This window comes from Nereida sp. MMG025, from assembly GCF_021654165.1.
Classification (GTDB): Bacteria; Pseudomonadota; Alphaproteobacteria; order Rhodobacterales; family Rhodobacteraceae; genus Nereida.
Genome location: NZ_JAKFZN010000001.1, coordinates 1160978 through 1174031 on the forward strand (window position 1 = coordinate 1160978; position 13054 = coordinate 1174031).

Genomic DNA, 13054 nt, shown 5'->3' on the forward strand with positions numbered 1-13054 from the left:
CAATCGCTGCGTTTTTTCTTGCTGGACCCGCGGCGATGACGGCTGTTGCGCTCGGGTGTATCGCGATCACAACCTATAATATTGCACGCGCGCCTGAACCGCGCGATGCCGAAATTTCGCCTTTGGGCACGGTCAATCGCAGTTTTTTCATGGACCAGCTGGAGCGCACATTCGAAGTGCGGGCTGATACAGGGCGCACTTCGATTTGCCTTGCTTTTCAGTTGGATGACTACACGGGTTTGGTTGAAAGCCACGGCAGTATCGCCGCAGATCAAGTCATCCGCGATCTAATCCCGAGGGTGCGTTCCGTCTTGCGGCATACCGATATTATGACACAGATCGACACAGCGCGATTTGCCGTTTTATTGTCACCCAAACACCGCATGACCCTTGAAACGGGGTTACAGCTTGCCGCGCGGCTACAAAAAGCCATCGAAGAGCCTTTCGTGATTGACGGCACCACGATCTATTGTTCAGCAAGCATCGGATTTACCCTGCAAGACAGGTTGCCGGACGACACGGCCACAGCTTTTCTGGAATGTTCGGAAATTGCGTTGAAAGATGCAAGGCGGCAGTCGCCAGCAGGTTTGCGCGCCTATTCGGATCAGATTGCCGCGACAGTGCTGGTCGAAAAGTCACTTGGCATTGAAGTTCAAACCGCGTTTGAAAACGGTCAGATTTCACCGTGGTTCCAACCGCAAATTAGCACGGACACAGGCCAAATAAGCGGGTTTGAGGCCCTTGCGCGGTGGCGGCATCCTGAAAAAGGGTTAATCCCACCATCCGAGTTTTTACCAGCTATGCAAGACGCAGGCTTGCTTGAAACACTGAGCGAAACCATGCTTGCAGGCGCATTGGAGGCCCTGAGCACCTGGGACAGCCAAGGCACTGTGGTGCCAAGCGTTGGCGTTAACTTTTCCACACAAGAATTACGCAACCCCGACCTTGTGACACGCATTGCATGGGAGCTGGACAGGTTTAATCTTGCCCCTTCGCGATTGAGCATTGAAATATTAGAAACCGTGATCGCAGGCGCGAATGACGATGTGATCGTCTCGAATATCCGCAAACTTAGTGAACTGGGGTGCCAGATCGACCTTGACGACTTTGGAACGGGCCATGCCTCCATCGCGGCCATCAAACGATTTTCTATCGATCGCATAAAAATCGACCGGTCATTTGTGGCCAAAGTAGATACCGACAAACCCCAGCAAAGGATGTTATCAGCGATCTTGTCCATGGCAGAGGAGTTGGGGTTGGATACGCTGGCCGAGGGGGTCGAAACCCTTGGCGAACATGCCATGCTATGCCAACTCGGGTGCCATCACGTCCAAGGATTTGGCTTGGCAAAGCCCATGCCTTTTGAGGAAACCCTTGATTGGATAAAAAAACATACTGCGAAAATCGAAAACTCAAAGGCCCTGCGCCATCGTTTCGGATAATCGCAGCACGAATCCTGATTGAGGCGGGTTTGTCACGCCTTCACCTCTTGACCTTTCGTGCCTAGATAGGTTCAAACCACGCAGATTATTCAATGAATGGCGGTCGGTGATGGACGAGCAGAACAGAAATCTGATTTTGGCAAGTGTGCTGTGCTTGTTGGTTATCATTGTATGGCCATTTTTGGTGCCTCCGCCCGAGCAACCTGTTCAAACACAGCAAACACAAGGCGAGGTAACAGCGCCGGCAACAGCGCCTGCCGTGGTTACGTCAGGTGCAGAAAGTGCAACCGCTGCACCAGTTGTAGATCAACGCACCGAGGCCGCACGCATCGCCATCGAAACCCCCGAGTTGAAGGGGAGCCTCTCTCTTTTGGGCGGCCGAATTGATGACCTATCGCTCAAATCCTACCGGACCGAGCTTGATGAGGGCGCAGAAATCGTCAAACTTCTGAAAAGCACCTCCGAACTCAATGCCTTCTACGCGGATTTCGGATGGGCGCCCGGGGGAAATCTGACGTTCGATGATGTGCCCACACCCGACACATTGTGGAGCGCCGAGACAGACGCAACATTGACGCCAGATACACCTGTTACCCTCACTTGGGAAAATGGGAACGGCTTGGTTTTCAATCGTGTGATCTCGATTGATGAAAACTTCATGTTCACGGTTGCCCAATCCGTCACCAACACAGCCGATAGCACCGCGCGTCTAGCCCCCTACAGTGCTCTGATGCGTCACGGCGAGCCGACAACGCTGAAAAACTTCTTCATCATCCACGAAGGCGCAATGCGTCAGACGGGTGAAGAGTTGAACGAATACGATTACGACGACCTGCAAGACTTCAACGCCGATCCGCGTTGGGGCGCGAATGCAAGTGTCACCGAGGTCACAGAAAACGGATGGCTTGGGTTTACCGACCACTATTGGATGGCCATGCTGGTTCCCCAAGGGACGCAGCCCTTCACATCGGTCCTTCAGTACAACCCGCAACGTGACACCTACCGGTCCGAGGCACGCCTGCCCACGCTGGATGTCGCAGCTGGCGAAACAGCAACTGTCGAAATGCAGCTTTTTGCCGGCGCGAAGGAATGGGAAACGATCCGCAACTATGAAAATGACGGCGGCATCTATAACTTTATCGATAGTATTGACTGGGGTTGGTTCTTTTTCCTGACAAAACCAATCTTCGCGGCGCTGCACTGGCTCAACCTTTTCATCGGCAATATGGGCTGGTCTATCATCGCACTGACCCTACTGATCAAGGCGCTTTTGCTGCCACTTGCTTACAAATCCTACGTTTCGATGGCGAAGATGAAAGAGCTGCAGCCCGAGATGGAAAAGCTCAAAGAAGCGGCTGGCGACGACAAGGAAAAAATGCAAAAGGGCATGATCGAGCTCTACAAAAAGAACAAGGTAAACCCTGCATCTGGTTGCCTTCCGATCTTGATGCAAATCCCGATCTTCTTCTCGCTTTACAAGGTGATCTTCGTTACGATCGAACTGCGCCACGCAGAGTGGCTTGGTTGGATCCGCGATCTTTCTGCCCCTGATCCCTCGTCTATTTTGAACCTGTTTGGCTTGTTGCCCTGGGGCACGCCAGAACCCACCTCGCTCTTCTTTATCTTCAGCTTGGGTGTTCTTCCGATCATTCTGGGCATTTCGATGTGGCTTCAACAAAAGCTCAATCCCGCGCCAACGGACAAAACTCAGGCGATGATTTTTGCTTGGATGCCATGGGTCTTTATGTTCATGTTGGGCAGCTTTGCCAGTGGGCTTGTGCTGTACTGGATCGCGAACAACCTGATCACATTCACGCAGCAATATTTGATCATGCGCAGCCAGGGCATCAAACCAGACGTGTTTGGCAATATCAAAAGCAGCTTCAAACGTAGCGCCAAGTCTGGCGATTCCTGATGGCGGGCGTTGTCCAGACACTCTGGCGACACCCTATCAAATCGCACGGACGGGAAGAATTGGACCGTGTCACACTGACCGAAGGCAAAACAATGCCTTGGGACAGACGTTGGGCTGTGGCCCATGAAGGCGCGCGAACCGATGGTGCCTCGTGGGCGTCTTGTGCAAATTTCTCTCGGGGATCAAAAGCAGCCGAACTCATGGCAATTCATGCGCAGACCGATGTGGATTCGGGACTTGTAACGCTCAGCCATCCAAAACGGCCTGACTTGGCATTTGATCCTGACCAAAGTGCAGATGATTTTCTTCAGTGGGTCCGCCCGCTGATGCCAAGCAATCGTGCGCAATCCACACGTCTGGTTCGTGTGCCAGATCGCGGCATGACAGACACCGACTATCCATCCATCAGTCTTTTGAATGTATCGTCCCTTCGTGCGCTGAGCCAAAAAGCTGGTGCCCCACTGCAAGCCACGCGCTTTCGCACCAACATTGTGATGGAGGGTTTAGGCCCTTGGGAAGAGTTTGAATGGATCGGCAAGCGACTTGCGATTGGATCGGCCGAAGTGGAAGTGACCGAGCGCATCGAACGCTGCATGGCCACAACAGCAAATCCGGCCACGGGCGCGCGCGACGTAGATACGCTTGGCGCATTGGAAGATGGTTGGGGGCACCGCGATTTCGGGGTCTATGCCATCGTAACAAAAACGGGCCAGATTGCCTGTGGCGACAAAATTAAGGTGCTCTGATGGACTTACAATTCACCCTTGCTGAAACACCTGACGCGGCAAGCGCAGAGGCCGCCCGCAAGTTTTTCGCAGGACCAACGGATTTCCTGAAAGGCGTGGTGGCGATGGATGGCATGCCAGCTGCTGATCGTATGGAGGTATGTTTTGCCGGCCGGTCAAACGTGGGCAAGTCCAGCTTGATCAATGCACTGACGGGTCGCAAGGGTCTCGCCCGCACCTCAAACACACCCGGGCGCACGCAAGAGATCAACTTTTTCACGCTGAACGAGAGCCACTACCTTGTCGATGTTCCGGGCTACGGCTTTGCAAATGCACCGCTCCCCGTGGTTGCAAAATGGCAACGGTTGCTCAAGGCGTATCTGTCTGGCCGCGCCAGCCTGCGGCGGGCGTTTGTACTGATTGATGCGCGTCATGGCGTGAAAGAGGTGGACCAAGACATTATGAAATTGCTTGATCGCTCGGCCGTGACGTTCCAGTGCGTTCTGACCAAAACTGACAAGGTCAAAGGCGGCGCCAAAGACAAAATGCTTGAACAGGTAAAAAGCGCGCTGGCCAAACACCCCGCCGCTTATCCTGAGATTATCATGACCAGTTCGGAAAAAGGCGACGGTATCGCCACGCTGCGCCACATCATCCATACGTTGGAATAACGTTAAACGTGTTGGCCTGCGTTCACTTCGATCTCGGTGCCCGTGACATAGCTTGATGCATCCGTACAAAGAAAATGGATAACATCCGCGACCTCCTCTGGTTGCCCCAAACGGCGTAACGGCAAGGTCTCGACGATTTTCTCGGTGCCCGGTGACAGGATCGAGGTTTCCACTTCACCCGGCGCGATGGCATTGACGCGCACACCAAGCGGGCCGAAATCGTGCGCCATCTCGCGGGTCAAAGCGCCAAGCGCGGCTTTTGATGTCGCATAGGCCGCCCCCGCGAACGGGTGCACACGCGTTCCGGCAATCGATGTGACATTGACGACGGACCCTTTGGACGCCGCCAATTCCTCCTTCAGGCCGCGGGCCAATACGATAGAGGCAAAGAAGTTTACATGGAAAACGTGACCCCACGTGCGTAAATCGGTGTCCAGGGTGTTCAGGCGCTCACCGTCGGGGCCTTTGGGCGAAATACCCGCGTTGTTCACCAAGGCTTCCAACTGGCCGCCCAGTCTTTCGCGGATCACCTCAATGGCAGCAATGGTCGCCTTGGGATCGGCCAGATCAATCTGAATGTGGTTTTCCTCTCCCCCACCCCACGGACATTCGGCAGGAAACGGATGGCGTGAACAGGTAATGACCCGCCAGCCTGCAGCATTAAACCGCTGGACAGTTGCGTGTCCGATACCACGGCTTGCCCCAGTCAACACCATTGTTTTTTGCCGCTTTGTCATCGCCATTCACCCTTTGCGCTGTTGGACTTACCGTATCACGCACAAACGCCAACGCAACGCGCCCCTTGGCAGTCCTGACAGATCAGCGTAAGCCAGCGCCCCAAGAGGAACCGTCACAATGAAAAAGCAAACTGCCATGAAAAGCGATTGGATCGCCACCGCCCGCACCCTCAGCCAAGCGTTGCCCTATCTGCAACGCTACGATGATGCGATTGTCGTCATCAAATTCGGCGGCCACGCCATGAGCACAGATGAGGCCATGGAAAGCTTTGCGCGTGACGTTGTTTTGCTGCGCCAAGTGGGGGTGAACCCCGTAATCGTCCACGGCGGCGGCCCCATGATCAACGAGATGCTAGATCGTCTTGGCGTGCAGTCCGAATTCGTGAACGGCAAACGCGTCACCGATGCTGAGACCGTGCGCGTTGTTGAAATGGTGTTGTCAGGGCTTGTGAACAAAAAAATCGTGCAAGCGATCAACGCACAGGGCGGCAAGGCTGTTGGCCTGTCTGGCAAGGACGCAGGTCTTATCACCTGCACACAGACCGATCCCGCCCTTGGGTTTGTGGGAACGCCAGATCACATTGATCCGACGGTTCTCCATACGCTTGCCGCCTCAGACACTATTCCCGTTATCGCGCCTTTGGGTGCGGGCGAAAACGGCGAAACATTCAACATCAATGGCGATACGGCTGCGGGTGCAATCGCGGCTGCGCTTAAGGCGGATCGCTTGTTGCTTTTGACGGACGTCGCAGGCGTGAAAGATGCCACTGGTGAAGTTGTCACGGACCTGCGGGCCGATCAAATTCGCGAACTGACGGCATCGGGCGTCATTGCTGGCGGCATGATTCCGAAAACAGAAACAGCCCTCGATGCTATTGATGGTGGTGTGCGGGCTGTGGTCATTTTGGATGGGCGCGCGCCAAATGCCTGTTTGCTTGAGCTTTTCACCGATCACGGCGCAGGCTCTATCATTCGTCGATGACTTCACAGCTCTGTGCCTTGCCTGACCGTGGGTTTTGCCCCACATCTAGAGCATGGAAAACGAAGCCCTTATCCGCCTTGCTTTTTTTGCAGGACTGTTCCTTTTGTTTGCAGCGCTTGAAGCGTTAATGCCCCGCCGTGCGCGGCGGCAATCACAAAGCAAACGCTGGATGACGAATTGGGCTGTTGTTGTGCTCGATACCATCACCCTTCGGCTGCTATCGGTTATCCTGCCCTTGTTGGCGGTGGGCGCCGCCATAGACGCGGAACGCCTTGGGTGGGGGCTGTTCAATATCTTTGAGTTGCCCTTCGCGCTTGAGCTGATCGTGGTCATCTTGATATTCGATCTAGCGATTTGGGCGCAGCATTTAATCACACATAAAGTGCCGTTCTTATGGCGTATCCACCGTGTCCATCACGCGGATGTCGATATCGACGTGACAACCGCGATCCGGTTTCACCCTGTAGAGATTGCCCTGTCCATGATCCTGAAGATCGGGCTGGTGTATTTGCTTGGGCCTGCGGCCATCGCCATGATCGCGTTCGAAATCATCCTGAACGGGACAGCGATGTTCAACCACGCCAATATCAAGCTGCCGCTGTGGTTAGATGCAATCGTGCGCCGTGTTCTGGTCACCCCTGATATGCACCGCGTTCACCATTCCGTGGACCGCGCAGAACACGATAGCAATTACGGCTTTGCGCTGTCGATTTGGGACCGCATGTTTGGCACATATGTCGCGCAACCCAAAGATGGCCATGATAACATGGATATCGGACTGGAATGGCAAGATGACCGCCCGTCCCGCCTTGGATGGTCCTTGGCTTTGCCCTTCATGCGCAAATGACTCTCGCCAGCATTGATGACAGGTTGGGATCCTTTGGGATGGCAGCGCTCGGGGCGTTCCACCCCGCGCGCGGTGATACCCTTCCATCTGACATACAGACCCTTGTGATGATCGGCCCTACAACGGGTTTTTGGGCAGTTTTCAAACAAAGCGATGAATACCGTGATGGCATAGCCGATCCGATGGACCGCTGGTCGCGCCGTGTCATCGGCACATTGGCCTGTGATCTTGGGGGCAAGGCTTATTTTCCTTTTGGTGGACCGCCCTTCCAGCCGTTTATCGCATGGGCACAACGGACGGGGCGCACATGGCAAAGCCCCGTTGGCCTGTTGGTGCACGATACAAGCGGGCTGTTTGTGTCCTATCGCGGGGCATTGGGGCTCAGAGATCGGCTAGAGATCGGACAAACAAACAGCCGCCCGTGCGACAGCTGTGATCAACCTTGTTTGTCGGCTTGTCCCATCGGCGCGCTTTCTGCAGATGGCTATGATGTCCCAAATTGCAAAAGCTACATCACCGGCACAGACGACTGTCTAAGCGCGGGATGCAAGGTGCGCCGCGCCTGTCCCGTTAGCCAGAAGTTTGATCGATCCATGGCGCAATCCGCGTTTCATATGAAAGCGTTTGTCGGATGAAGCGGTTGATTTTGATGCGTCATTGCAAGTCGGATTGGGCGCACAACCTGCCTGATATAGAGCGGCCCCTGAATGGACGGGGCCGTAAATCTGCGCGCGCCCTTGGGGATTGGTTGCGCATTCACAGCCACCTGCCTGACGAGATCATGTGCAGTTCGTCGACCAGAACGTATGAGACATGCCACGCACTTGGCCTATCCCCGCAGATCGATCTGTATCCCGAGCTTTATCTTGCTGATGCCCAAACACTGTCAATGACGCTGGCAGGTGCACAAGGCGAGGTGGTCTTGATGGCGGGACACAACCCCGGCATCGGCCATTTCGCATGGCAGGCCGTAAAAACGGCCCCCGCACATAGCCGATTTGGGGACTACCCCACGGGTGCAACCACTGTCATTGATTTTGATGTTGATGACTGGTCTGCGCTTGGCACGAAAAAGGGGACCGCGATTGATTTCGCGATCCCCCGTGAATTGCTTGCCCGCTAGGACTTAGTGCCCGAGGATCTGGCTCAGGAACAATTTGGTTCGGTCCGATTGCGGATTGTCGAAGAAGGCCTCAGGCTCGTTCTGTTCGACGATCTGGCCCGCGTCCATAAAGATCACGCGGTTTGCAACCTTGCGCGCAAAGCCCATCTCGTGGGTCACACACAGCATCGTCATACCTTCTTCGGCAAGTTCGATCATTGTGTCCAAAACCTCTGCGATCATCTCGGGGTCAAGTGCTGAGGTCGGTTCATCGAACAACATGATCCGTGGCTTCATGCAAAGCGATCTTGCAATAGCAACACGCTGCTGCTGACCGCCCGAAAGCTGACCTGGATATTTGTTTGCCTGATCGGGGATTTTCACCTTTTCAAGGAAGTGCATCGCAGTTGCTTCGGCTTCCTTTTTGGGTGTCTTGCGCACCCAGATCGGGGCCAAGGTGCAGTTTTCAAGGATTGTGAGATGCGGGAACAGGTTGAAGTGCTGAAAGCACATGCCGACCTCAGAGCGGATCGTATCAATGTTCTTGAGGTCCGAGGACAGCAATGTGCCATCCACCGTGATCGAGCCTTGCTGATGTTCTTCCAGCGCATTGATACAGCGGATCAGCGTTGATTTTCCCGAACCCGAAGGCCCGCAAATCACGATCCGTTCGCCGCGATTTACGGTCAGGTCAATATCACGCAGCACGTGAAACGAGCCGTACCATTTGTTCATGTTCTGGATCGAAATTGCGACTTCGTCCGACACTTGCATTTGTTGTTGAGCCATTGTCAGTGCCCTTTCTTAACGGTGGCCGGTTTGAAGCTTGCGCTCCAGCCATTGTGAGTATTGCGAGATTGCGTAGCAGACCACGAAGAACAGCAGGGCTGCAAAGCCCCAAAGCTCCCAGTAGACGCCGTTCCAATCGGTGGACGACAAGATCGGACCGCGGATCATACCAACCAGATCGAACATCGAAATGATCGACACCAGCGTCGTATCTTTGAACAGGCCAACGGCCACGTTCACGATACCAGGGATCGAGATTTTCAACGCTTGCGGCAAAATGATCAGCTGCATCGCTTGGGCATAGTCCAGACCCAGACTATCGGCCGCCTCGTATTGCCCGCGCGGAAGTGCGGCCAGACCGCCACGGATCACCTCGGCGATATAGGCCGATGCAAAAAGCGTGATCATGATAATCACCCGCAAGATCAGGTCAAAGTTTGTGCCAGGCGGCAGGAAGTAGGCCAAAACCACGTTTGCCACGAAGAGCAACGTGATCAGCGGCACGCCGCGCACGAACTCGATGAACACCACACAGATCCATTTGATGATCGGCATCGAGGACTGACGCCCAAGCGCCAATACAATCCCGATCGGCAGCGAAAGCGAAACGCAGACCACACCGAGGATCATGTTCAACATAAAGCCGCCCATGTTGCGCGATGGAACCTGCTCTAACGCAAGAACATCCGCCATGGCCTGCGACACAAACCCGCCAAGCCACCACGTCACAAGTGCACCAACAACGGCGCCGCCAAGGGCCATTGCGAAGCTTTGCTTGGTCAGGGCGCTGAAGATGAAATACCCAACAACAAAACCAGCAAGTGCAACCAGCGGAATAAGGATCGTGCCGCCCCAGATAAGCCAGAACGCGATAAACGGATAAAGTCCCGTGAAGATCAGCATCTGACGCGGCAGATTGTTAAACAACACCGGCGCGATGGCGACGAACAGCATGACAAAGGCCAGCGTCGGACGCCAATAGGCCTCTGACGGATAGGCGATGCCAAACAGCAGTTGGTTCCAACGGTCTGTTAGGACCGAAAAGCAGCCGCCCGATCCTTGGATCACTTCACGACATTCACGGATATTGGCCGTGTTCCAAGCGCCGCCGAACAACCAAGGCAGAAAGCCCGACATAAGGTAGAACAACGCAATGAATGCCAAAACGGTCAGGATTGAATTGAAGACCCCCGCGAAAAGGTTTTCGCGCAACCACTTTACGGCACCTGCTTCGGCCATGGGCGGCGGAGCAGGTGGGATTTCCGTATCGCGCACGAAGGCGATGGATTCTGAATGTGTGTCAGACATCTTAACGCTCCTTCAGGCTAACGCTGCGGTTATAGATGTTCATAAAGAACGAAATCAGCAGCGAGATGATCAGGTAAAACAGCATCAGCAACAGCACACACTCGATCGCGCGGCCTGTTTGATTAAGGGTGATGCCACCAAGTGTCGCCGTGATGTCAGCATACCCAACAGCAATGGCCAGCGACGAGTTCTTGGTGATGTTGAGATAGTTCGAAATCAGCGGCGGAATGATCACGCGCAACGCTTGTGGTAGCACCACAAGGTTCATAATCCGACCGGGACGCAACCCAAGCGAGGCGGCAGCTTCGGTCTGGCCCTTATTGATCGCCAGAATACCGGCGCGCACGTTTTCGGCGATGAAGGCACCAGTATAGATCGACAGTGCCAGCCAAAGCGCAATCAAGGGGCGTTGGATTTGGATACCACCTTGGAAGTTAAAGCCGGTGAGTGCAGGGATATCTGCGCCGATTGGCATACCCATGATAAAATACATCAATAGGGTCGGGACGAAGAAAAGCGCAATCGATGGCCAAAGGGTGGGAAGCAGCTTGCCTGTGTTAAACAGCAGGTTTTTGGCATAACGACGATAGGCAAAAATACCGATAATCGACGCGATGAACGTCGCAACCACAATCATGCTTCCCGGCCCGAAGGTCGGCGCGGGGATATAGACACCACGGTTCGTATAGGCAATCACACCAAACAGCATCTCGTGGGTCGCGGCATCACCGCGATAGGCTCGCGGACTTGGCATGGTCACCACGATCGTATTGATGATCAGGATCCAGATCAGGACCGGCACGTTGCGAAAGGCTTCGACGTAAAGCGACATCAGTTTCGCGACCAGCCAGTTCTTTGACAGGCGCAAAACCCCTGCAATCACCCCCAAAATGGTGGCAAACAAGCACCCGAGGAAAGCGACCAAAAGCGTATTGAGGATACCAACCCAAGCCGCCTGAAGGTTCGACGACTGACTGGTATACGGAATAAGCGTTTGGTTGATGTCGTATCCTGCGGGGTTTGCCAGGAACTCGTAGCTGATATTCAAACCAGCCGCGGCAAGGTTTACGACAAGATTATTGGCCAGAACTGCGACAATACCCGCGAGCACAACCAACGCGATGAATTGAAAAGTATAGGATCGATAGCGCGTATCGTTCAACAGCATGGAAAGCCGGAACGACTGCCGCGGAGGATCAGTCATTGTGGTCATAAGATGTTCCCTGCGCTTGCCCTGATATTCATATCGGAGCCATTTGCGGCTCTCTAAATCAGGTGAATAAGCAAAAAGAAAAAGGGCGCAGAGAACCTGCGCCCTTTTCCGAAGTGTTTAGCGGAAAGGTGGCGAGTACATGAGGCCGCCTTCAGTCCACTGCGCGTTCAGGCCGCGCGCCAGACCGATTGGTGTGCTTTCACCAATGTTGCCTTCAAAGACTTCGCCGTAGTTACCGACAGCCATGATTGCGTTTTTCGCCCAGTCAGCTTCCAGACCAATCATCTCGCCCAGTGTACCTTCGGTACCGAGCAGACGGTTGATTTCTGGGTTGTCTGTGCCGTTTGCAGCCATGTCAGCAACGTTTGCCGATGTGACACCCAACTCTTCAGCCGTGATCATAGCGTTCAGAGTCCAGCGCACGATGTCGCCCCACTCGTTGTCGCCATGACGGACCAGTGGACCAAGTGGCTCTTTCGAAATGATCTCTGGCAGCAACGCGTGTGCCGATGGATCTTCGAATGTTGCACGTGTCGCAGCAAGGCCCGAGGCGTCTGTTGTGTAGACGTCACATGCGCCAGCAAGATACTGCTGTTGTGCTTCGGCGTTGGTTTCGATTGGCACAGGCTCGTAGCTGATGTTGTTGCTGCGGAAGAAGTCCGCCAGGTTCAGCTCGGTTGTTGTACCCGTCTGGATGCAGACTGTTGCGCCATCCAGCTCTTTTGCCGACGAAACGCCCAGTTCTTTTGGAACCATGAAGCCTTGGCCGTCGTAGTAGTTCACGCCAACAAATTCGAACTTCAGATCGTTGTCGCGCGAGAATGTCCACGTGGTGTTACGTGCCAGCATGTCGATTTCGCCCGAAGCAAGTGCTGTGAAGCGTGTCTTGCCTGTTGTTGGAACGAATTCTACGGCTGTTGGGTCACCAAGTGTGGCAGCTGCAACAGCGCGGCAAACCGCAACGTCAAAGCCTTCCCATTCGCCATTTGCGTTTGGTGCTGCGAAACCGACCAGACCGGTGGTTACGCCGCAGTTCAGCTTGCCGCGTGCTTTGACATCGTCAAGGGTTGCAGCTGCGGCAGCGCCAGCAGCCAGACCCGCAATTGTCAGCGCGCCAAGAAATACGGTTTTTTTCATTTTTACCTCTTCCTGATTTTCCGCCCCGAAAGGCAGCTTAGTCCAAGTCAATTTAGAGCTTGGTAAATGTCTGGGAAGGTGAGTTCCCCCCGCAGTGGGGTAAGGTGGCCAAAATCCGTGGGGAACGTCAAGGGCAATCGGTCGCAGGGCAGATCAAATTTGCAAAGGAAAACCAAAGTTTACCTA

The 13054-nt window shown here is 54.4% G+C and carries 13 protein-coding genes; 8 read left to right on the forward strand and 5 right to left on the reverse strand.

The annotated features are described in order from the left end of the window. Positions 1-35: 35 nt before the first annotated feature. From L1065_RS05790 to yihA, 4 genes are all read left to right on the forward strand, one after another. Positions 36-1442 carry a bifunctional diguanylate cyclase/phosphodiesterase gene (locus L1065_RS05790; protein ID WP_237094471.1) on the forward strand — a complete coding sequence of 469 codons (1407 nt, stop codon included), beginning with the start codon at positions 36-38 and terminating at the stop codon, positions 1440-1442. Between the two features lie 109 nt (positions 1443-1551). Further along, positions 1552-3357, forward strand: a complete 1806-nt coding sequence (yidC, locus tag L1065_RS05795; RefSeq protein ID WP_237094472.1) for a membrane protein insertase YidC — start codon at positions 1552-1554, stop codon at positions 3355-3357. Then, on the forward strand, positions 3357-4103 hold the full coding sequence (locus L1065_RS05800; protein ID WP_237094473.1) for an MOSC domain-containing protein: 747 nt from the start codon (positions 3357-3359) through the stop codon (positions 4101-4103). The genes yidC and L1065_RS05800 overlap by 1 nt, the downstream gene beginning before the upstream one ends. Next, a complete protein-coding gene (yihA, locus tag L1065_RS05805; RefSeq protein ID WP_237094474.1) occupies positions 4103-4753 on the forward strand; it encodes a ribosome biogenesis GTP-binding protein YihA/YsxC in 651 nt (216 codons plus the stop codon). The genes L1065_RS05800 and yihA overlap by 1 nt, the downstream gene beginning before the upstream one ends. 2 nt (positions 4754-4755) lie before the next feature. Here yihA and L1065_RS05810 read toward each other — a convergent pair whose 3' ends face one another. Further along, a complete protein-coding gene (locus L1065_RS05810) occupies positions 4756-5490 on the reverse strand; it encodes an SDR family NAD(P)-dependent oxidoreductase (protein WP_237094475.1) in 735 nt (244 codons plus the stop codon). Between the two features lie 118 nt (positions 5491-5608). Between L1065_RS05810 and argB the strand changes: the two genes are divergently transcribed. Genes argB through L1065_RS05830 form a run of 4 tightly spaced genes read left to right on the forward strand, consistent with a single transcriptional unit; the run spans position 5609 to position 8442 of the window. Then, positions 5609-6472, forward strand: coding sequence for an acetylglutamate kinase (gene argB, locus L1065_RS05815; RefSeq protein WP_237094476.1), 864 nt, complete (start codon positions 5609-5611; stop codon positions 6470-6472). Positions 6473-6524: 52 nt separating this feature from the next. Then, complete coding sequence (locus L1065_RS05820; RefSeq protein ID WP_237094477.1) at positions 6525-7319, forward strand: sterol desaturase family protein; 795 nt, start codon at positions 6525-6527, stop codon at positions 7317-7319. Further along, entirely contained in the window at positions 7316-7954 is a 639-nt protein-coding gene (locus tag L1065_RS05825; protein WP_237094478.1) for a ferredoxin, read from the forward strand. The genes L1065_RS05820 and L1065_RS05825 overlap by 4 nt, the downstream gene beginning before the upstream one ends. Beyond that, positions 7951-8442, forward strand: a complete 492-nt coding sequence (locus L1065_RS05830) for a histidine phosphatase family protein (protein WP_237094479.1) — start codon at positions 7951-7953, stop codon at positions 8440-8442. Before L1065_RS05825 ends, L1065_RS05830 begins: the two co-directional genes overlap by 4 nt. 3 nt (positions 8443-8445) lie before the next feature. Here L1065_RS05830 and L1065_RS05835 read toward each other — a convergent pair whose 3' ends face one another. The 4 genes from L1065_RS05835 to L1065_RS05850 form a co-directional block, all read right to left on the reverse strand. Then, complete coding sequence (locus L1065_RS05835) at positions 8446-9210, reverse strand: amino acid ABC transporter ATP-binding protein (RefSeq protein WP_237094480.1); 765 nt, start codon at positions 9208-9210, stop codon at positions 8446-8448. A gap of 15 nt (positions 9211-9225) precedes the next feature. After that, positions 9226-10518, reverse strand: coding sequence for an amino acid ABC transporter permease (locus L1065_RS05840; RefSeq protein WP_237094481.1), 1293 nt, complete (start codon positions 10516-10518; stop codon positions 9226-9228). Between the two features lies 1 nt (position 10519). Beyond that, complete coding sequence (locus L1065_RS05845; protein ID WP_237094482.1) at positions 10520-11731, reverse strand: amino acid ABC transporter permease; 1212 nt, start codon at positions 11729-11731, stop codon at positions 10520-10522. Between the two features lie 117 nt (positions 11732-11848). After that, positions 11849-12868 (reverse strand): amino acid ABC transporter substrate-binding protein, encoded by a 1020-nt coding sequence (locus tag L1065_RS05850; RefSeq protein ID WP_237094483.1) that lies wholly within the window; start codon positions 12866-12868, stop codon positions 11849-11851. Positions 12869-13054: the final 186 nt, after the last annotated feature.